The following is an 18,296-nucleotide window of genomic DNA, read 5'->3' on the forward strand; positions in this document are numbered from 1 at the left end:
TCTCCTTCTATTTCTATTGCGAGGCTCCGGGCGTGGCCGGAGGGTTCGGGGCCGGAGCGGTGGTCGGCACGGCAGCGGAGGGGCCGGGTGATTTCGGGGCCGAGCTCGAGGTGGTCGGGGCCGGAGCGGCAGGACCGGTGGTCGGGGCCGTCAGCGACTGGGGCAGCAGCGGAGCCGGATCCAGGTTCGACACCTCCCAGCGACCCCCGCGCGCGGTCAGGGTCAGCGCGTATTGGGTGGTGACGGTGCGGATGTCGTCGATGCCCAGTTCCGCGGTGGCCAGCACTCGCACGGTGGTGCCGTCGACCGGTGCCCGCGTCGACGTGGCGAGGTCGAGGTCGGTCGACAAGTCCGCCAGCTTCGCCGACCGATACGGCGGCGGGGTGATCGCGCGCAGGTTGGTGCCGGGCGTGATGTAGCGGGTGATGTCACCTTCGCCGGTGGCCAGGGCCGCCAGGAACTGCTGCACCGACACCGCGAGTGAATGGCTGGTTGCGAGTTTGTACCGGTAGGCCAGCGCGATGTCGGTGGCGACAGGGGGCGCGGCGACCTCGGCGGGCAGCGCGGCGGCGCGCGCGGCATCGCCGAGGAACACCACCGCGACCGCGAAATAGCGGCGTGTGGCCGAGGCGGGATTGTCCTGAACTCCGCGCACGGTCACCGCGACGGTCACCGCATATGTCTTCGGGCCTGCCGTCTTCGGTTTGGCCGTGGCCGTAGTGGCGGCGCGCGCGGTGGCCGTCGTCGAGGACGACACCGGCGCGGCGGACGCGGTGGCTTCGATGCGGGCGACGGAGGTGTCCGAGGCGAGGTAGGGCTGGGTTGCGGGCAGCCGCAGGGAGTCGGTGCGCACGAACCGGGCCAGGTTCTTTTCTTCCCCGCGTTTGGCCTGCAGCCAGGTCAGCACGAACTGTTGCGCGAATTCCCCGGCGGTGGCCTGCTGCGCGGTGTCGATCGTCGGGGCCGGTCGCTGTTTGCCCGGAGCCGGGCCGCCGACCCCGATGCCGGTCGCGATCAGCAGCATCGCCAACAGCCCGCAGCCAAGGCATGCCCATGCACCCCAGCGCACCGACCGAGTCACCAGCTCTTGGGTTTTGGCCCAACGCGCCTGCTCGCTCAGCGGCGCAGACACTGCGGTCGACTTCACCGGGCGGCGACCCGGGCGCGGCAATCTCGTCTTGGTCTTCTCGGTGGTCTTCTGCTTGAACTTCATGCGGACTCACCCCTGCGGTACTTCTCGGAGGCAGGCAATGCCTTCGGCGTGAACGCCTCGATGTCCGCGATACGCGGGAAACGGTCCAGATCGCGCATGCACTCGCCTGCCTCGTCGATGAACACCAGCAGCGGGAGCCCGGTCTCGACAGAGTCCGTGTCGTTGTCGGCGCTCGCGCCGAGCCGGGCCAGCGCCTGCCGGGCCGCCTCGATGCTCGAACCCGTCAGCAGCAGTCGCATCCGCGCACCGACGGCGGCGTCGAGCGGGTTGTGTCGGAGCTGTTCGGCGAGGGTCTGAATCTGCTGGTGAACCGCGAGCACGACACCGGCGTCATGCAGCTGCTCGTCGAAGCTCTTGCCGGGCTGAGATCTCATCGGGTACGTCCTCCGGTGCGGCGGGGCGGATAAGGGAAAAAGGGCCTCTGCAAACACAGAGATGCGGAATCCGAGGCCCGTGTGACGGTGGTGTCGGAACTTTTTTCTGGCGTTTTTGGCGTTCGATCGCCGCCCCTCATACGCGGATTCGCATTCGCGCAGGTCAGCGCCTCCCTCGCGGTGTCACCGCATTCGTCATGCGCGCAGTGCCCGCATCGGTTACGCGCATGACGCCCACCCCTGCGCGTACTACAAAACCCCAGCTCAACGCGTATTAGGGGGTGATTTCCTCGCCGTACGACGACCCACTCGGGGCCGCGACGAGGACAAGGAGGACGGCCATGGCCACCACCTCTATCTACGACCAGATCGCCCACCACGTCGGCCCACTGACTCACACCTCGGCCGCACGACAGGAAATGGCGCAGTGGCGAGAAACCGTGCCCGCGCTGGCAGAGGTCACCGACGACCTCGAGGACCTCAAACAACTGGTCACCGCCGACACCGACGCCGTCCTGGGTGCGCTGCTGGATCTGCACCAGGCCGGATCACAACTCGCCGGGATGCTGCTGCTGCACCTGATGCTGCCCAAGCTGCGCAAGCTCACCAGCTACGCGCGCGTGCATCACAGCCACTGCCGGCATTTCGCCGATGACGATCGGCGCGCAGCCACGATCGCCTCGTTCCTCACCGTGATCGGCAGCTACCGCGCGCGCACCAAGTTGGCCGGCGCGCTCGGGCTGCAAACCCTCAGTGTCAGCACCGGGCTGCGCTCGCTCAAAAGCGGCTACACCGTCACCCCGAGCGCGCCAGCCGCCGATGAGCTGCCGACCAGCGATCTCGTGCTGAACGGGCTGATCGACGCACGCGCGATCGGTGACCAGGACGACTCGATCACCGGAACCCAGGTTCTGGACTGGGCGCTCACACGCGAAGTGATCACCCCGGCCGAGCGCGAACTGCTCGCGCGCGCCTATCTCGTCGACGACGCGGTCCTGGCCGACCTGGCGGCCGAACTCGGCATGTCCTACGCCGGGCTGCGCCAACGGCTGCACCGCCTGGTCACGCGCATCCGTTCCGCCGTGCTCACCCACGCCTCCCCCGCTCCCCAGCGCGCCGCGCGGCCTGCGTCGCGCGCGCTGTGCCGTGTGGCCTGACCTACTCCTTTCCCCTGGAAGGACCCCGAGATGACCCTCCGACCTGACCTTCGCGATCGGCGCCCCCGCGCGCACGGTCGATCGCTCGCGCTCGGCGTCGGCGCGCTCGCGCGCGCACCGATCGCCGATCACCGCGCGCCGATCACCCCGCTCGGCCCGATCGCCGGGCGCGCGCGGCGCGCACCGGCCGCCGCGCTGATGGTGTGCATGGTGGTGATCGGATTGGTCGTCACGCTCACCGGGTCGAGCGTCGCGCAGCCCGGGGGCGGATCCCAAGCCCAGTCACCGGGCTGCCCGCTGTTCGAGATGGTGCTGATCCCGGGCACCGGGGAAACCCACGCCAACGCCGACCCCAACAGTTGGGACAACACGATGCTCGCCCCGCTCGCCAGCGGGTTGAAGCAGAAGTTCTCGCAACTGTCGGTGTACAACACCCCCTACAAGGCATCGGCGTTCACCAACGACGCCAGCTACGCCGCGTCCAAAAGGACCGGAGTCACCGCAGCCAAAGCCGAACTCAAACGGCTTGCGACCGACTGCCCCTCCACCAAGGTCGGCATCGCCGGATACAGCCAAGGCGCCGACGTCGGTGGTGATGTGGCCTGCGAGATCGGCAACGGCACCGGGCCCATCCCCGCGACCAGCGTCGTGGGTGTCGCCTTGATCGCCGATCCGCACCAGGGCACCAAGGGAGCCACCGCGATCGGGGCCACCAACAATGCCGCGGGCATCCTCGGGGCGCGCGATTGCACCTACGGGTCGCTCTCGGATCGGGTGACCACGTTCTGCCAGTCCTCCGGGGACAACCCCGATCTGTACTGCGCCGCGGACAAGAACAGCGACCCGATTCTCGCGGGAATCGCCTCGGTCGTCAGCTCCACCGCCAGCGGCGACGACAGCAGTGGTGACGGCAGCGGAGGGGGCGGTGCGAGCCCGTCCTCGGACAAGGCCACCACGACCAGCAAGTCCGAGCAGTTGACGCAGCAGCTGACCTCGGACTTTTCCAACGCCGATGTCGCCGGATTGGCCACCACCGTCTCGACTCTGGCCCAGCAGGCAGCCTCCGGCGACACCACCGGCGCGGCCCGCACCGCCGGAACCCTGCTCGACACCCTCACTCCATTGGCCGACATCGTCGACACCGCTACCGGCAACCAGGGCATCGCCCAGACCCTCAAATCCGCGGCCGAGGGCAGCAACGACAACATCGCCGGCCAAGTCCTCGACACCTTGTCCAAGGTCGATCTGGACAAGGCGATCACCACGGTGCAGAAGATCGCCAATACCGCGCTGGGCACCTCCGGCGATGGTGCCCGCGACCCGTCGACCACTAAGGGCGACACCACCTCTCTGGCTGATGCCGCGACCTCTTTGACCAGCCAACTGGCTCCGGTCACCAATACCGCCTCCTCTCAGCTGGCCACGGCCGCGGATGTGCTTTCGGTGGTCAAACCGCGCGTGATCCTCGATCAGATCGTCAACGTCGCCACCGGCACCCTGTCTACCGCTGTCAATCTGCCCAAGATCCTGGACGCGTTCGGTCGCATCATCGGCGTCCTGACCGACGGCAACTTGGACTTGTGGGGCAAAGCCGATGCGCTGCACACCATTTGCGACGAGCTCAACGTGCTGTTCCAGCCGATCGTCAAGATGGCCGCCGGGGTGGACCTCACAACCGCCTCCACATTGATCGGGATGATTCCCGACACCACCGGCACCGCCGAGGTCGCCTCGCTCATCGTCAGCCTGCTCGCCAAGGTCGACATCATCCGCGTCGCGAACCGCGTCGGTGACCTGCAGACCACGGCCTGGAAGTTCCTCGACAGCTGCAAAACCGGCTGCAACCTCCTCATCGCCACCGACTTGATCCCGATCGCCCTGGACTTCGCCACGATCGCCGTCAACGCCCTCACCGGTACGTCGAAGACCTCCTCCGATCAGCTCGGAAAAGCCGACGACGTCACCAAGCAACTGGCCACCTCCACCTACAGCGTCGAATCGGTGGCCAAGAACCTCGTCTCCTCCGCCGGCGGCTCGGGGGCAAGTTCCCTGTCGACGCTGATCAGCGAGGGCCTCAAGGCCGCCTCGTTCTACACCAGCGGAGCCCATCAGAGCTACGCCAACCTGGTCGTCGACAAATCCGGTCGCACGACCTTCGAGTACCTCATCGACTGGTTCAGCGGCCAGTTCCAGAAGACCCTCACCTGACGGGCGGACCCGCAATGACCAGCCAGAACTTCGAATTCCTGCAGGCGGGCGACACCCGTGAACTCGGCGAGATCGGCCCCACCCCACCCGAGGTGTACGCCCAAGCCCAACGCGTCGTGTGCTCGCAGGCCACCGACTCCGACGACGCCCACCAGCTGCTGAAGATGCTCGGCCTGATGCCGTCGCGACCGCGCCGACGGACCCACGCCGCCGCCACCGACCAGGATCCACCCGCCCTCGGGTCCACCCCCTGATGAAGGAGTCGAATTCCCATGCTCGCCAACCCCTTTCCCCTTCCCCACGTACACACCGTCTCGGCGGCGATACTCCCGCCGACCCGCTCGGCCAAACCGTTGCCCCTGTTGCTGGCGCTGCTGCGGCTGATCATTGCCCTCACCGCGGCGTTGGCGTTCACCAGCGTTGTCCTGGTCACCGCCCAGCACGCGTCGGCGGCCGCACCGTGCTCACCAGTGGAGCTGGTCGCCGCGCGCGGCACCGAGGAGCCCGGGGATCTCGGAGACGAGGTCGGTGACCCGCTCTATGGGGCCCTGCAGGACGCGTTGCCGGTTTCGGTGAGCGCCTACCGCGTCGACTATCCCGCCACCCTCGAGGTGCACTCGCCCGGGCTCGGGAGCGCGGATCTGGTCCAGCACCTGGTCGACCAGGCCGCCGCCTGCCCGGACCAGCGGTTCATCGTGGCCGGCTACTCCCAGGGCGCGCTGGTCGTGCACACCGCCCTGGGCACCTCGCTGGCCGATATGGTGCCCGGCGCAGCGCACCTGCCGCCCGAACTCAACGATCGCATCGCCGCGGTCCTGCTGTTCGGTGACCCTCTGCGACTGTTCGGCGCGCAGGTTCCGGGCCCCTACCAGGCCCACACCGGCAGCTGGTGCAACAACGGCGATCCGATCTGCCAGCTCGGAGGCCTGCACCCGCTCGCCCACATCGCCTACGGCGACAGCATCACCAACGCTGCCCTCTTCAGCGCCCGACAGCTGTGAACCTCCCACAACACTGGGCTTCACCTGCGCAGACGACACGTCCCCCGGCAGCAGTCGGAACCGCGGGACAGGCGCCGGCGGTCAGTCGGGGCCCTCACCGGCATCGCTGTCCCCACTACAGCGACCCAGCCATTCCTCCACCATCTCGGAGTCGAACTGCGGCGGGACGGGGACCGATCCCGGAACCCCGCTCGGCGGGTCGATGCCCTGCTCGACGAGCTGGCGACGCACCGCCAACATCACCCCCGCGAGCGAGCACTCCCCGCCAACACCTTCGGACAAGGCCTCGCACAACCGTGTTAGCGCAGCCCAGCCTGCGTCCCCGCCGCTTTCGACCAGCAGCACCTCACCGATCCCCACGTCCGCGGTAGCGGCCAACTCGTCGACATCGAGACCTTGGTCGAGCCGTATCCGTTGCATATGCCGACCGAGAGTCTCGTGAAATGCCCGGCTCCAGCTCTGCTCCTCGCCGCTCACCCTTCGATCTTGCCTTCCGGCCACCGTCTCCGACCCCTGATCGGCAGCTTCGCGCCACCAACCAGCGAATCCGGTTCCCCCAAAGATCCGATATGCGAGTTGACCGAACGCGCCACGCTCGAGTCGCAGGTATCCCGATGGTGCGATCACTGATCCCGGCCACCCACAATGTCAGGGTGATCAGCGCCAGCGGCCCACAACGACGGGGCACCCACGATCGTGCCCGCGCTGAGCACGCCGACCTCGACGCCGAGCGGGTTCCTCCAGACGATCTCACCGAACTGCTGCAACTTCTCCTGCGCGAGGAACACGCCAGCAACAAACTCACCCAGAAGGCCCGCGCCAAACTCAGCGCGGCCGAAGTTAAACAGCATCAACGTCTACGCATTCTCAGCGCCACCGCCCACGTCATCGCCGAGCAAGGCTTCTGGCCCGCGACGGTCGCCCATATCTGCCGCGCCGCGGGAGTGTCGAAAAAAGGCTTCTACCAACACTTCTCCGGTAAGGAAGATGCGTTCCTGTCGCTGTACGACCTCATTGACCTCGGTATCGAATCATTGCCCGCGAACCTCGACACCACCGATTTCGCGACCCTGGTCGACACTCTGGCCTCCAGCTATCTGAACCTGCTCGATCGCATTCCCGCGCTCACCCGGTTGCTGCTGCTGCAGCCGCTCAACGCCTCCACCGCTATCCAGCAACGTCGCGCCGACAGCATCGCGCGCTGCACCACGGTTCTGCACAACGTGCTTGACGCCGAACGCGAGGCCGGACTGCCCATTGCGATGCTGTCCGACGCGGAGATCATCGCCCTGATCGGCGGCGTCAACGAGATGTGTATCCAGCATATTCACCACCACGGTGTCGCCGGAATGACCCAGTTGCAGCCGGCCGCACGACGATTCCTCACCCGCCTGCTACATGAAGACGACCCACAACCACGCTGACAGGCGGCACGGAAACCTAGAGATGCGGCGGTACTCGACCGCCGGAATCCCGAATCTTGAAAGCCCTTGCGCCCGATGATGATCTGGTCGCGGTACTGCTTCCCGACGCAGACAGTCCCCGCCGGTGTGGTGGCAGGTTGATCAGCAGAGCAAATGACCAAAGGTGGCAATTCGGGCCTCCACAGCACGGTCGCCGTGGCAGCATCGCGATCGTGAGCACTACTGGCAACCCGCCAGACATCGACACGCGACTACGGATCTTCCAGATCGCAGGCCACCCGGATGTCGAATACACGGTGACCCTGGTCAAACCCGAGGGCCGCGGCGCGGACGCGTGGATGCTCGCCGAAGTCACCCTGCGCAGCACCGGCGTCGGCCCAATCACCGAGGACGACCTCGTCTCGGTGGAGCACCTACGCGAGGCTGCGCTTCAGGGGCTCCAGGAGCTGGAAGGCCCTGGATCGCAGACACCCAGCGTCGCGATGCGGGAACTCGCGTGGCTACCACCGCGCTGCCAGCGGGCATTGCACCACAGGGGCATCACCACCAATGCGGACCTGTTCGCACTGTCGCAGGCTCAGCTGCGCGAGATGCGCGGGATCGGGGACCAAGCCATCAAGGTGATCGAGGCCGGTCGTGCCCGCTTCTCCTCTCACCGCCGCACTCTGGAAGCCTCCTGAGCAGCTGTGTTGCCTCCAGTGCTCGGGTGCCGAACATCGGTCGGGGCGGTAGCTCGCCGGTGTCGTGCACCGGAGCGACACCCGAAGGAAACGCCCGGAACCTGTGCCGTTGCAGGAGATCTCGTGTCGGTGGCGTGTGCTGCACTGGCTCATGAACACTGCTGCATTGATCTTGATTGGCGTCGGGGTGGTCGCGTTCCTCGTGTGGTCGCGGTGGCCGATGACCGAGGGCCTGTCGCGGACCACCAAAACCCCGGAAGAACTACCGACAGCGGCCGCGGACTCGATGGCGCTGCTGATCGACGACATCGCGAATCCACGTGAGTGGCGCAGGGCGAAGCCGGAGCAGATAGCGCAATGGCCCGAGGGAGAGTTGCTGCGTTACCGGGTATGGCATTCGGTGACCGAGAACCGGATGGAGCTGGGCCACAGCATCATCGTGCTGAACACCATCGGACGCTCGGCGGTATTTCCGGAGCGAGCACTGGAATGGATTGCGCCGGGCATCAGTTGGGAGCTCGGACATCACTGCGGACGTCATGCCGCGTGGTTCTTCGTGCACAGCGGCACAGGGACCACCAATAAGCCGATCGTGATGAACGTCGAGTTCCGCCCCGGCCCCCGGTCCCCGATACGCCCTTGGCAGGTCGAGGACCACACCCGCGTCCGCGACCTGGCGGAACTGGACCGCATAACCGGTGGACAGGTCGAGTTGCTCACCGACTGATCAGACCCTGAGCTGCACATTCGACACGTCCCCTGGGGTCCGCGGACCGCGTAAACGGGCCCTGTCCTATTCCTCGCCACTCTCGTCGCGTGATTGAGCCGTCGATTCCGGACCGAACAGCTGGCCGGCCACCTCGGTGATGTCACGATCAGTCAGATCCACTGTCACGACAGCATCGAAATTGTCGACGCGTGGCAATTTCTCGAACGAAGTGGCGATCAGTTCGCTGGCGGCGTCGAAGCGATGCAACGCCTCCACCGGTCCAATCTGGCTGATGCGCCGGATTCTGTCCTGCTCGCGAGCCAGGTCACGGTCCAGCGCCGACAGGCCCGCCGCGAAGGCCTCCGCTATTTCCACTTGGCGGCGCAGGTGCCCGATGCTGGAGGCGAGGACCTGCTGCTCCTGCTCGTCCTCGCAGACCGCGGAGTGCTCGCTGTCGAGTGACACATGCGCGCAATGAATCTGGTGGGCGTGGCTGATCATCTGTTTCAGCTGGTCGGCGACGTCGAACATGGTCCGATGTTCGGCCAGTTGGGTCGAATGCTGGTAGGTCGGGCTGGAGGCAATGCGGTCGCAAGCGATCCACGCACGCAAAGCCAGCCGTCGCTCGAGAGTCCCGAATCCAGCTGGCACGGTGATCGGTTCGAAGTTCGCCGCGATCGCCGCCAGATCGGCCTCGACCAAACGCAGCGGATCCCGGCCCGCCCAGGCCCGAACGGCCGATGCCGCCGCCAACGCAGCCACGAACACCACCAACGCGATCGCCCCACCCAGCATGCCCCCGGCGAATACGGCGGCACCACAGACGACAGCACCGCTCAGGACCGGTGCCGGCATAGCCCGAAAGTCGCGGGTGATCACCTTGCGCTGCAGGTCCAACGGGACGACCAGCGATCGCGCGAAACTCCGCGGATATCGGTCGAATTCGGTGCCGCACAGCTTCGTTCGCCAGCGCCGATACTCGCGCTGGAGCACCTTCAGATCGCCGCCCGCAAGTGCCTGCCTGATCTGCGCTGGACCGATTCCGAGCTGCACCGCGGCTTGCGCATAATTCACATCGAGCTCGTCCAGGCGGCCCTGCACGAGGGTCCGCTCCTCCGGCAGCAATAAGGGCGGATTACCGTAGCCGCGCAACCGGCGTGCGCGCAGCTTCGTAGCCAGGTGCGCGTCGAGCCGAGCCGGATCCCAACGCCAGTACAACGGATAGCCGTCCTCGGTCCGGCACCCATCGAACATCAGCGACTCCTCCGCCGCAGCGTCGATTCCGGGCAGCGACGTGTTCTGTCGACGGTTCATTTCATCGCCCCCGCACCGCACCGGAATCCGGTCGTGCAGACAAGTGCTCCACCAGAGACGACTGCTGGTCCGTACATCTCATGCCTCCGCGACATCGGGAATGGGAACCGATCCCACGCACAAGCACTGAAGGGGATCTACTGATACGGAGATGTCGAATTTTGAGGCTCTGTGACGCCCTGAGGGCTACCAATTTCGTTCTCGTGGGTCCTTTGCTAGGACACCGCCTTCTTCCGTCGTTTGATGCTTGTGGGCAAGCCGATCCGGTAGGGATATTCACCGGTGGGATCTCGATGTTGGGCGAGATTGGCCAGGAGCTCGTCTGTCTCTTCCTCCAGCTCGTCGACGCCGAGCTGTTCGAAGTAGGCGAGCATGTCGGTGATGGTGCTGCGGGTGCCCTCGGTGTCGCTGGCGGCCGTGGACAGGATCACCAACCGCCATGCGCCCTCGCGGGAAGGATCCACGACCAGGGCCTTGCGGGCGACTTCCTCGGCATGCACCAGGTCACCGGCGTGGATGTAGCGGGCTGCCAGTTCCTCGAGGGCGTCGGCGACCGCGGAGATCATCCGCTGCTGCAGCTCTTCGGCCCATTTGAAGCGGCGGGCCGGGACGTTGCTGAAGGGCTGGCCTTCGACCAGGGAAGCGGCGACTTCCAGATGCGCAGTCGACGCGGCGACGGGACCCTGGGGCAGGAGCTGCTGCCACACGGCCCAGTCGCTGATCACGCTCTCGTGCAGCCCATAGCCGGTGTTGCCAGTGCGATCGAAGTGCTTCGGGAACGCGAGCTCATCGGATGCGGTCTGGCCCAGCCAGATGCGCAGTCGCCGGATCACGTCCTGACGGCGCAGTGTCGATTGCTTCGGTGACTTGTCCCCGCCATGGGGCCACATCAGCTGATCGAGCATGTGGTTCGGAATTCCGGGGTGAGTAATCAGGATGATGGCTAGCTCGGCGCAGACGCCGGCACGGCCCTTCAGTGCCGGGAGTTCCTCGGCAGACACACCGCTCAGGGGCGTGACTCGCGGCGTGCCGAGCAGGTGGATCCAGATGTGCGGGATCTCCGGAACGGGATCCTCGCGAACCGGTTTCGAGGCTCCCTCGATCCGGTCGGATATCGGATCACCGAGCGTCGCGGCGGCGGCCGGCTCCTCGAGGTCGTTGTCCTCGTCTGCGTCCTCCGGGACCGGAGGGACCACCGTGAAGGCGGGGATCGAGGGGATGAGGTCGGCGGGTGTGTCGGCGTCGATGATCCGCACGTCGATATCGGAGGCGGCCCAGGCCGCGGCCGCTGGCGCGGTCCGGGTGGGAACGGAGGGCTTGTGGGTGGTGGCCAGCACCTCGATCAGGTCTTGATAGTCGTTGGGGGCCACGACATTCGGGGTGAGCTCGATGGTCAAGTTGGTGTCACTGTTGCGCAGGGCCGCGGTCGAGGTGTCGGTGAGGGCGAAGGCCCACTCAGCGCTCGGTTCTGCGGTCGCGCACACCGCGGCAATCGCGACTTTGGGCCTGCGCGACAAGATTTCGGTGAGCCGCTGCTGTTGCTGGCTGTTCAGCGGAGTGCCGAATACGACGATCTCGAGCGACGCGATCTCGGCGTCGATGCTGGTCAGGCGCGCTTGGGTGGCCGAGCCGACCTTCGCGTCGGTGAGGGCATCGCAATCGGCCCGGGTCTGGCGATCCAGGCGCGCGATCACCTCGTCGACATCGGTGCTCCAGCTGATGCGGGTGTCGTCGATCGCCTCGGCGATCTCACGGCCGACGCCCACGAGGCTCAAGGTGGTGTACGCAGCCAATGGCGACACCGCCAACGCCAGAGCCAACGATCGAGTCACGGCCAAGGTATCGGCGACCGATGACGCCGTGATCGCCAGGTACCCAAGCTCTTCCAGGTTCACCAGCATCGGGATATCGCCCTCGGTGCTGCCCAATTGCACCAGCGCCGGATATGGGCTCAGCACCGTGTCGGGGGGGTCCAGTCGCGCCGAGATCGGCAACGACCACGCCGCTCCGTCCACGCACATCCACGGCGCGGGCAGGCCCAACGCCTCGGCATCGGGAATCGACAGTGCCAACGCGTCGGGCTGCACCGACACACCCAGCAGTGGCGGCAAATCGCGGTCGGTATTGCGGCAATGATCGGCCACCGCACGCAACGCGACGTCCAGCTTCTTCAGAACCTCGTCATCGGAGGCTGCGATCGACACGGCCGAATCCGCCGATGCGGCAGAGCCTTCCGGCCACGCGATGTCGTCGCCCCGGCGACGACGGTGCTGCTGGCGTCGGCGACCCAGGGCGACAAGCCCGGCCAGGCCGGTCGCGACGAGCGTGGAAACGCCGATGGTGCGCATCAGACTCCCCTGATCGGTGCTGGTCTCGGCAGTCGGCACGGTGTCCGTCTCGGGGGCGGGTTCGGCGATTGTCGTCGGATCCGGTGTCGCCGGAGCGGCGGTAGTTGTCGGCGCGGCCGGGGTGGTTTGCGGCGCGCTGGGGGCGGCAGGAGCGGTCGTTTCCGGTGCGGCTTCGAACCCCTGCGGCAGCGGCGGCAGGTTGGCAGCGCCAGGCACCGGCACGGCCGGAGGTGCGGGTTCGGCTGCTCCTGGCTGTGGTGCGGGATCGGCGGCGGGCGGGGCCGGGTCAGCCGGTGCCGGGGCGGCGGGGACGACCGCAGCCGGGGCGGGGGGCGCGGCCGACAGCGGGATCCGCAGTTGCTGACCGGGATTGATCGTGTCGGAGGTCAGCGCTTCGCCGCTGCTCGTGGTGATCTCGTGGAAGCGGGAGCCGTCGCCGAGCAGGACTTGCGCGATGTCCCACAGATTGTCGCCGGGCTGCACCATGTAAACGTCTTCCGCGCCAAGGAGATTCGTTGGCATCGAGAGTGTGATCCCTACCGGCAGCTGTTCAGGTGATGCGGTCAATCCTGGGTTGGCCTGGACGATTTCATGCCACCGCTCCCCGTTGCCAAGGAACACCTCTGCCAGCTGCCACAGCGAATTGCCGTCCTGGACGGTGTAGTTGATCGTCGCGATCCGTTCGGCCTGTGGCGGGGTCTGCGGGGCGGTCACTGCGATTGGGGCCGAGGGCGGGGCCGCGATCGCGGTCGCGGGGGCAAGCAGCATCGCTCCACCCAGTAGGCCGGCGGCCCACCGGCGCGGGAGCCGCAGGCCACGCACCGAAGGCACCGTGACGCCGCGGATCATTCCGATCGCCTCTACGAGCACGCCCAGGGCGAACCACAACCAAGTCAGCCAGCCCACGACCGTGACCACGGCCAGGAACAAGGTGGCATTGGTGTCGGGCTCCAGCAAGGTGGTGCGGATCTGCCCGAGCGTGGGCAGGCTCGTGGGCAGCGGGTTTCCGCGCAGCGACCACAGGGCCACGGGCACACCGACCAGCATCGCCATCAACACCATCAACGACACCGCGCCTGTCCATTTCTGGTTGCGCCTGCGGCTGATCATCTGAGTGCCCATCACCTGCTCTCCTTCCTTGTGCTGCCGCCTAGTACAGGCTGTCGCAGCTGGTGTCCTGGAACGGGACGTACTGCCGGGCGATCTTCCACGTCTTCGGATCCGGCCATGCGGTGTTGATCAGTTGGAATCGGCGCAGCCGCGTCTGCGGCCCCACCGCCTGCGCGGGGGCACCGGTGACCTTCAGTTGGGTGCGGTCCTCGCACACGCGCAGCTCGACCTGGGCTTCACCGGGAATCGGGTTCTTGTCCGAATCCTGGGGAGCGACGACCCGCGACGGATCCGGGCTCCCGGCCACCGACACCTTTCCGGTGATCGTCACTCCCGGCGCACGAAGGGCCCCCAGTTCGCGCTTGAGCGGATCCAGGTAGTCCGGACCCACGACGGTCTCGAACTCGGCCTCATCACCGCCGGTGAGGACCCGCGACAGCACCACGTAGTACCGGGTGACCGCTTCCATTGCCCCGCCGGTGGCTTGCTGCTCGGGCGATTGAGCCACTCCCTTCGGTCCCGACAGCTGCGTTCCACCCAAACTGGGCAAATCGGTGTTGTTGCTGGCGCAGCCGACCACGAACACCGATGCGAGCACTAGCACCGCACCAGCGGCGACTCGACGGACCATCACCACCACGTCCACCTCCCTCACACCGTCGCCAACGCGATCACCGCGGACACCAACAGCCACGGGCCCAGCGGTGCCGACGCCTTCCAGCTGCGGGCCCGCACGATGGCGATCAGGGCGGCAGGCAGCGCGACGACCGGCACGAATACCGCTGCCCGCCCCAAGAACTCCCACCCCTGATAACCGAGCAGAATCGCCAGCGGCGTCACCAGCAGCACATCCCCGAACGCGTACACCTGCGTGAGCGCCCCAACGAGCGAAAGAACCAGGAATGCCGCGACACCCGCGAGAAGCCCTCGCACCGAGGAGCCGGGATCCACAACTCCCGCGATCACAGTCCCGACGACCGCACCGGTGATCGCGATCGCGGCCAGTGGCAACGGCAACGTCTTCGTTCGCAGATCGGTCCAAGCGGCCACGGTCACCGGTATCGCCACCACCATGCAGACCACGGTGAACAGCGACGTCCCGAACTTCGCCGCCGCACCAGCGCATACGGCCACCGCAGCGATCGCCGGCACCGACCACGGCCGCGGCACCATCGGCCCGACCTGCGGCGATGCCACGTCCCCTACGCTGTCTGTCGGCGTAACCACTACCTCGACCTCCTCCGGACGTGCGGCTCCCCTACCGATACAGAGATGCACTTCTGCCACCCCGCTGTGACAGCGATCGGCATCGACTTCGCTCACATTCGGCATCAATTCGCCCCCAACACCTGCATCTCGCCGACCCTGACCTGCGTGGTCGCGGTCGGAAGCAGCGGGAACGAACCACCAACGGTGCCGGTCGCCGATGTCGCGGTCCACGTCACCACCCACAAACTCGTCGCCGAGACGGTGAACTGCCCGCCCGGTTCGTCGATGGAGGTCTTCCTCCAGCCCGGCGCGAAACGACCGCAACCGGTGATCGGCGGCAGATCAAGGAAGACATCCAAATACGGGGTGTTGTTGACTGCGGGCAGCGGGCAAACAACCGGCAGACCGCCGTCGCCGAGATTCCAGACCACGGCGGTATTCACCGCGGTCGCGCTGACCGTCAATGTTCCGACCGTCGCGAACCTCGTGATCGGGCCGCGCGTGTGCTCACTGTCGGGCGGTAAAGTGGTGTCCCACAACCACACTGGCATGCCAATCAACCCGACCCTCGACCCGGGCGGGTCATCGGGCTCCGGAACGATACCGATCGCGATCCTTCTGATCTGCATACCCGTGACCAACTCTTGCGCCACCGTCAACGGGTCCACGACGGCGCGAGGAGTGCTCGGAACACCAAGTGGCAACATGCAGGTCTGTGGGTTACAGACGTAGGGCGTGCCAGCGCTACTCCACTCCGTCCACTCGTTCGTGCCCGTCGTAGAAGGCTGCCCGCCACCAACGGTCGTGTCGGTATATGCCGGCGGTCCGGCCTGGCTACCTGGATCGGACGCATAGACGCCGACACCGTAGTCACCGCCGGGAAGTGGGTCGACCACCACGCCGCCTGGCTGAGCGACGGCTTGCATCGTGTTGGCGCTGGCCAGGACTAGAGCAACCGCGAATGCGAGGAGCGGTCCCCGGAAGCTATGCCTTCTCACATGCCTCACCTCCTCGTTTTCCTGTATCTGCTACTACTCGCCATCCGCGGGAGTCCGGCCACGAGGGGTTCTCGACGGTGAGTTGTGACGACACTCGAGGGTTGCGATTCGCTGCGTTCGCACTCGATCCATCGGGGAACTTGGCATCTCTCGTCGAAATATCAAGGCACGCATGGACTTGCACTGATGCTGGCTTGGCATCGAGACGCACCTCGGCGGCCTTGGCGTCGACGACTTTGATCTCGCCTGTGATGACGATTCCTTGGGAGCGGCGCGTGGTCACGTCAGCCTTGGCTGTCGTGAGGGCCTGCCCTGCCGCAACGTCATCGACAGCATTGATCGTCACTGTGGGATCGGCGTCAAGCCGTGAGATCGTCTGAAAGTACCGATTTACCAACGCAATAGCTTGTTCAGAGGCGGCTTGTTGCGGGTTTGCGTTGTTGCTGGACGTCTTCGCTGAGCTGCTTGATTCGCCACCGATGACCGCTGTGTTGTTCGTGGTTTCACTGCCACATCCGGTGATCATCACCGTCGCTGCGAGGGCGATGGCGAGTTTGAGGGGTGTGCGCATTAGCGGCCTCCTGTCGATCGTCACGGCAGCCCGACGGCCCCGTTGTTGGTCCTGTTCAAGGTGATCACTGCTCGTCCGGTGACAGTCTGCGGCCCAGCCCCGTACAAGCTGAGGATCTTGGGCTGGTAGACGACGGTGACCACGACCGTGAGGGTGGTAAGACCGGTGGGGATGACAACGCCGTGGACGTCGGGGTGCAGGGCCAAGTACGCCTGGGCCGCGATTTGCGCGGTGACCGGATCCGATACCGCAGCAATACCACGCATTCCGAGTGGCCGAATGACTTGTTGGCCAGCGGTTCTCGCTGCTTCTTCGGCGACATGGTTGGCGTACTGCCTGGCGCTCAGTTTTCCGCCTCCGTCGACGACCAGGCCCATGCCGAGCATCAACGCGAAAGCCAGGATGACCCAGAAGACCAGGTAGCTACCGCGGGCAGCGGTCCGGCGTGTCCAAGCGAAACCGGCGCAGGCCGCTGAATACAGCTGGGCGTAGGTACCGGTGTGCGAGGTGGAATTGAGTCGGCTGCTCATCGGACACGCTCCCGGTAGGTATCCGCCGGGCTGATGGCGGAGGCGGTGATGGTGCGGTGCCCGCCGATCAGCGGGATCCCGAGCACGCTCAGTTCGATGTCGCAGCGGACAGTGACTCTCACGAAGGCGGGAATCCCGGGGTCGAAACCGAGGGACGTGGTGTCGATGGAGACGTCTGTGCTGGTGCAGACGAGTCCTTTGGCGATCATGTCGCGTTCGACGGCGGTTCGCGCGGCCGGCTGGGAGGCGTATATGGCGGGGCGGGCGATGGAGGCGGCACGGGCGCCCTCCATCGCGGCATGCTGGACTTTCTGGTGGGCCAGGGCGACGGTTCCGCCCACGATGATCACGCCGAGCAGTAGAAGTATCGCTGGGGTGAGGATGACGGTCTGCAGGACCGCGTCACCGCGGTCGGCAGTGCGACGCATCCATCGGGCAGCGCGTGAAAACTGCCGCTGAGCGGCGGAGATGACACCTCCCTGTCGGTATTTGATGGTGCTCATGATGTCGGCACCCCCGGGATCGTGATCCGTTCGACGGGTCGTTCGAGGTGAATGTGGACGATCGGGTGCCAGATCCATACCAGCGACGGCGGTTTGCCGGTCACATCGACGGTGGCGTTGGTGGCACCGCGGCTGACGACGACGACGGGAGCCTGGAAAGCGCCAGCGTTGGTGGCACCGATGAACGCATAGGCGGCGGCGGTACCGGTTCCGACGTTGCCGTATTGGCTGGCGGCCTGTTTAAGGGCTTCTTCACCGGCGTCGATGGCGATCGAGCGGGCGTGGAAGTACAGGATGGCCTGCAGCAGGCCCATGAACATCATGACCGTGACGACGCCCAGGATGGCGGTGGTCACGACATTGCCCCGGGTGGCGGTGTGGTGAAACCACTGAATTGTTCGGTTGTGAATGGGTCTCGCTGTCGCGGGGCTCATGATGGTTCACCTCATTCCAGGTGGGGCACAAGCGCTGCCAGCCCGATGAACACTGGCAATGCGAGGCTGCAGATTCGCAGGACGTCTGCGGCGGTCTCCGGTACCCGTCCCAGCCACAGCAGTGCTTGAGCGCCCAGCGCGGTGGCGACCAGGACTGCGGTCTCGGTGGTGGACATTCGATGCTCCTTCGGGTTCGTTGCATGGCGGCATCGGCTCCGCAGCCGTGGCCTGCGTGGTGGCTGAACAACTGCCCGATGCCGGTGGCGTCGGGCTACTGGATTCGGTTGAGGTGCTCCCAGACCTTGCCTGCGATGAAGCCACCGGCGGCGACGGCCAGGACGGCCAGTCCGGCGATGAGGATCACCTGGCTGACGATTTCGCCGCGACCGCGCGTGGTGCGCGCCCACTTGGCGACCTTCTCCGGTGCTGTGTACGCGGTGAGGAACACGACCGTGGCGGCGAGCCCAATGGCGGCGGTAACTCGTTGTGTCGCTGTGCTTTCCATTGTTCTTT

General features: G+C 66.2%; 21 protein-coding genes. 7 read left to right on the forward strand and 14 right to left on the reverse strand.

What is annotated here, in order from left to right; all coding sequences use genetic code 11:
- Window positions 1-13: 13 nt before the first annotated feature.
- Window positions 14-1,213 carry a conjugal transfer protein gene (locus AB0N05_RS37625; protein WP_364703640.1) on the reverse strand — a complete coding sequence of 400 codons (1,200 nt, stop codon included), beginning with the start codon at window positions 1,211-1,213 and terminating at the stop codon, window positions 14-16.
- On the reverse strand, window positions 1,210-1,587 hold the full coding sequence (locus AB0N05_RS37630) for a hypothetical protein (RefSeq protein ID WP_364703643.1): 378 nt from the start codon (window positions 1,585-1,587) through the stop codon (window positions 1,210-1,212). The genes AB0N05_RS37625 and AB0N05_RS37630 overlap by 4 nt, the downstream gene beginning before the upstream one ends.
- Window positions 1,588-1,928: 341 nt before the next feature.
- Here AB0N05_RS37630 and AB0N05_RS37635 point away from each other — a divergent pair, with 341 nt between their 5' ends.
- The 4 genes from AB0N05_RS37635 to AB0N05_RS37650 are packed head-to-tail and all read left to right on the forward strand — an operon-like array spanning window position 1,929 to window position 5,953.
- Window positions 1,929-2,744, forward strand: a complete 816-nt coding sequence (locus AB0N05_RS37635) for a sigma-70 family RNA polymerase sigma factor (RefSeq protein ID WP_364703646.1) — start codon at window positions 1,929-1,931, stop codon at window positions 2,742-2,744.
- Between the two features lie 30 nt (window positions 2,745-2,774).
- The gene (locus AB0N05_RS37640) at window positions 2,775-4,952 is read left to right on the forward strand and encodes a cutinase family protein (protein WP_364703649.1); all 2,178 of its coding nucleotides are present in this window, start codon (window positions 2,775-2,777) and stop codon (window positions 4,950-4,952) included.
- A 14-nt stretch (window positions 4,953-4,966) separates the two neighbouring features.
- Window positions 4,967-5,206 carry a hypothetical protein gene (locus AB0N05_RS37645; RefSeq protein ID WP_364703652.1) on the forward strand — a complete coding sequence of 80 codons (240 nt, stop codon included), beginning with the start codon at window positions 4,967-4,969 and terminating at the stop codon, window positions 5,204-5,206.
- 18 nt (window positions 5,207-5,224) lie between these two features.
- Window positions 5,225-5,953, forward strand: coding sequence for a cutinase family protein (locus tag AB0N05_RS37650; protein WP_364703655.1), 729 nt, complete (start codon window positions 5,225-5,227; stop codon window positions 5,951-5,953).
- Between the two features lie 81 nt (window positions 5,954-6,034).
- Here AB0N05_RS37650 and AB0N05_RS37655 read toward each other — a convergent pair whose 3' ends face one another.
- Window positions 6,035-6,430: a hypothetical protein gene (locus AB0N05_RS37655; protein ID WP_364703657.1), complete on the reverse strand. Its 396-nt coding sequence runs from the start codon at window positions 6,428-6,430 to the stop codon at window positions 6,035-6,037.
- A 176-nt stretch (window positions 6,431-6,606) separates the two neighbouring features.
- Here AB0N05_RS37655 and AB0N05_RS37660 point away from each other — a divergent pair, with 176 nt between their 5' ends.
- The 3 genes from AB0N05_RS37660 (at window position 6,607) to AB0N05_RS37670 (ending at window position 8,784) form a co-directional block, all read left to right on the forward strand.
- Entirely contained in the window at window positions 6,607-7,377 is a 771-nt protein-coding gene (locus AB0N05_RS37660; protein WP_364703660.1) for a helix-turn-helix domain-containing protein, read from the forward strand.
- A gap of 212 nt (window positions 7,378-7,589) precedes the next feature.
- Window positions 7,590-8,057 (forward strand): hypothetical protein, encoded by a 468-nt coding sequence (locus tag AB0N05_RS37665; RefSeq protein WP_364703663.1) that lies wholly within the window; start codon window positions 7,590-7,592, stop codon window positions 8,055-8,057.
- A 166-nt stretch (window positions 8,058-8,223) separates the two neighbouring features.
- Window positions 8,224-8,784, forward strand: a complete 561-nt coding sequence (locus tag AB0N05_RS37670; RefSeq protein ID WP_364703666.1) for a hypothetical protein — start codon at window positions 8,224-8,226, stop codon at window positions 8,782-8,784.
- A 66-nt stretch (window positions 8,785-8,850) separates the two neighbouring features.
- Here AB0N05_RS37670 and AB0N05_RS37675 read toward each other — a convergent pair whose 3' ends face one another.
- The 11 genes from AB0N05_RS37675 to AB0N05_RS37725 all read right to left on the reverse strand — a co-directional run bounded on the left by AB0N05_RS37675 (window position 8,851) and on the right by AB0N05_RS37725 (window position 18,288).
- Window positions 8,851-10,080: a hypothetical protein gene (locus AB0N05_RS37675; protein WP_364703668.1), complete on the reverse strand. Its 1,230-nt coding sequence runs from the start codon at window positions 10,078-10,080 to the stop codon at window positions 8,851-8,853.
- Window positions 10,081-10,295: 215 nt separating this feature from the next.
- The gene (locus AB0N05_RS37680; RefSeq protein WP_364703671.1) at window positions 10,296-13,550 is read right to left on the reverse strand and encodes a LysM peptidoglycan-binding domain-containing protein; all 3,255 of its coding nucleotides are present in this window, start codon (window positions 13,548-13,550) and stop codon (window positions 10,296-10,298) included.
- 28 nt (window positions 13,551-13,578) lie between these two features.
- Window positions 13,579-14,178, reverse strand: a complete 600-nt coding sequence (locus tag AB0N05_RS37685) for a hypothetical protein (protein WP_364703674.1) — start codon at window positions 14,176-14,178, stop codon at window positions 13,579-13,581.
- A gap of 11 nt (window positions 14,179-14,189) precedes the next feature.
- Window positions 14,190-14,735 carry a hypothetical protein gene (locus AB0N05_RS37690; protein WP_364703677.1) on the reverse strand — a complete coding sequence of 182 codons (546 nt, stop codon included), beginning with the start codon at window positions 14,733-14,735 and terminating at the stop codon, window positions 14,190-14,192.
- A gap of 134 nt (window positions 14,736-14,869) precedes the next feature.
- Window positions 14,870-15,646: a hypothetical protein gene (locus AB0N05_RS37695; RefSeq protein WP_364703679.1), complete on the reverse strand. Its 777-nt coding sequence runs from the start codon at window positions 15,644-15,646 to the stop codon at window positions 14,870-14,872.
- A gap of 85 nt (window positions 15,647-15,731) precedes the next feature.
- Window positions 15,732-16,316: a hypothetical protein gene (locus tag AB0N05_RS37700; RefSeq protein ID WP_364703682.1), complete on the reverse strand. Its 585-nt coding sequence runs from the start codon at window positions 16,314-16,316 to the stop codon at window positions 15,732-15,734.
- 20 nt (window positions 16,317-16,336) lie between these two features.
- Window positions 16,337-16,846, reverse strand: a complete 510-nt coding sequence (locus AB0N05_RS37705; RefSeq protein ID WP_364703685.1) for a pilus assembly protein TadG-related protein — start codon at window positions 16,844-16,846, stop codon at window positions 16,337-16,339.
- Window positions 16,843-17,349, reverse strand: a complete 507-nt coding sequence (locus AB0N05_RS37710; RefSeq protein ID WP_364703687.1) for a TadE/TadG family type IV pilus assembly protein — start codon at window positions 17,347-17,349, stop codon at window positions 16,843-16,845. The genes AB0N05_RS37705 and AB0N05_RS37710 overlap by 4 nt, the downstream gene beginning before the upstream one ends.
- A complete protein-coding gene (locus AB0N05_RS37715) occupies window positions 17,346-17,705 on the reverse strand; it encodes a hypothetical protein (protein WP_364703690.1) in 360 nt (119 codons plus the stop codon). The genes AB0N05_RS37710 and AB0N05_RS37715 overlap by 4 nt, the downstream gene beginning before the upstream one ends.
- Window positions 17,706-17,794: 89 nt before the next feature.
- Entirely contained in the window at window positions 17,795-17,959 is a 165-nt protein-coding gene (locus AB0N05_RS37720; protein WP_364703693.1) for a hypothetical protein, read from the reverse strand.
- Window positions 17,960-18,054: 95 nt separating this feature from the next.
- On the reverse strand, window positions 18,055-18,288 hold the full coding sequence (locus AB0N05_RS37725; RefSeq protein WP_364703695.1) for a hypothetical protein: 234 nt from the start codon (window positions 18,286-18,288) through the stop codon (window positions 18,055-18,057).
- Window positions 18,289-18,296: the final 8 nt, after the last annotated feature.

It is taken from the genome of Nocardia sp. NPDC051030, assembly GCF_040683015.1.
Taxonomy (GTDB): domain Bacteria; phylum Actinomycetota; class Actinomycetes; order Mycobacteriales; family Mycobacteriaceae; genus Nocardia.

Bases quoted from the DNA above. Each gene is read 5' to 3' on its own strand.
- AB0N05_RS37680 (WP_364703671.1), bottom strand. From the start codon at position 13,550: ATGGGCACTCAGATGATCAGCCGCAGGCGCAACCAGAAATGGACAGGC.
- AB0N05_RS37650 (WP_364703655.1), top strand. From the start codon at position 5,225: ATGCTCGCCAACCCCTTTCCCCTTCCCCACGTACACACCGTCTCGGCG.
- AB0N05_RS37640 (WP_364703649.1), top strand. From the start codon at position 2,775: ATGACCCTCCGACCTGACCTTCGCGATCGGCGCCCCCGCGCGCACGGT.
- AB0N05_RS37700 (WP_364703682.1), bottom strand. From the start codon at position 16,316: ATGCGCACACCCCTCAAACTCGCCATCGCCCTCGCAGCGACGGTGATG.
- AB0N05_RS37720 (WP_364703693.1), bottom strand. From the start codon at position 17,959: ATGTCCACCACCGAGACCGCAGTCCTGGTCGCCACCGCGCTGGGCGCT.
- AB0N05_RS37625 (WP_364703640.1), bottom strand. From the start codon at position 1,213: ATGAAGTTCAAGCAGAAGACCACCGAGAAGACCAAGACGAGATTGCCG.
- AB0N05_RS37630 (WP_364703643.1), bottom strand. From the start codon at position 1,587: ATGAGATCTCAGCCCGGCAAGAGCTTCGACGAGCAGCTGCATGACGCC.
- AB0N05_RS37710 (WP_364703687.1), bottom strand. From the start codon at position 17,349: ATGAGCACCATCAAATACCGACAGGGAGGTGTCATCTCCGCCGCTCAG.
- AB0N05_RS37675 (WP_364703668.1), bottom strand. From the start codon at position 10,080: ATGAACCGTCGACAGAACACGTCGCTGCCCGGAATCGACGCTGCGGCG.
- AB0N05_RS37725 (WP_364703695.1), bottom strand. From the start codon at position 18,288: ATGGAAAGCACAGCGACACAACGAGTTACCGCCGCCATTGGGCTCGCC.
- AB0N05_RS37635 (WP_364703646.1), top strand. From the start codon at position 1,929: ATGGCCACCACCTCTATCTACGACCAGATCGCCCACCACGTCGGCCCA.
- AB0N05_RS37705 (WP_364703685.1), bottom strand. From the start codon at position 16,846: ATGAGCAGCCGACTCAATTCCACCTCGCACACCGGTACCTACGCCCAG.
- AB0N05_RS37645 (WP_364703652.1), top strand. From the start codon at position 4,967: ATGACCAGCCAGAACTTCGAATTCCTGCAGGCGGGCGACACCCGTGAA.